The organism is Pseudomonas sp. MD195_PC81_125 (assembly GCF_014060985.1).
GTDB classification, from domain to species: domain Bacteria; phylum Pseudomonadota; class Gammaproteobacteria; order Pseudomonadales; family Pseudomonadaceae; genus Aquipseudomonas; species Aquipseudomonas parakoreensis.
In genome coordinates, this window is record NZ_JABULD010000944.1 from 1 (window position 1) to 655 (window position 655).

At 48.2% G+C, this 655-nt stretch carries 1 protein-coding gene; it reads right to left on the reverse strand.

The annotated features are described in order from the left end of the window. Window positions 1–86: 86 nt before the first annotated feature. Complete coding sequence (locus tag HT737_RS30500; RefSeq protein ID WP_131671477.1) at window positions 87–596, reverse strand: DUF2165 family protein; 510 nt, start codon at window positions 594–596, stop codon at window positions 87–89. Window positions 597–655 lie beyond the last annotated feature (59 nt).

Sequence of the window (655 nt, forward strand, 5' to 3'; positions counted from 1 at the left end):
GTCTTGGTATTTCGCAAACCCCGTGCCGTGGCATTGCCCCGTCAGGGCAAGTTGGCTTGAGCCTGTCACTGTGCGAGCGCTGATGTTCAGCGCTCGACTTTTATCACGATGTAAATCAGCAGCGGCAAGATAAAGTCGACAATATGTCGGGCCCAATCCTTGGCGTTCCAGATGTTTGAAGTGTCCATGTCGAACCATTCGACACCGACAACTTGAAAACATACGTAGTAGATGAAAACAGCGATTAAAAGGCCAATGATCGAAAACTTCTTGGCTTCATGAAATTCCTCGCTGGAGCCGTTGATGTTCTTGAGTAATTGATAGACACCCAACATGCAAAATGCGCTGAAAGTGACTTCCAGGGTAATGATCAGCCAGTAGATACGGTGGTGCAGCGTTGGCGAGGTGATGGCGCGGTAGCGCAGGTTGGGGTTGTGTTCGGTCGTGTCCATGCTCAGGACGTGCGCGACATATTCGTAGTTTGAACCGTAGTCGGTGAAATTGCTGAACATCATCAGCAAGCCAAAAAAACTGAAGTAACTCATCAGTATGACTTTGCTGTAGCGGATAATTTTATCCATGGTCAGAGCGTTCAAGTGTGTTCTCCATAACATTTGTCGAGGGTTCGATATGTCGGGAGAGTTTTATAGCGGGG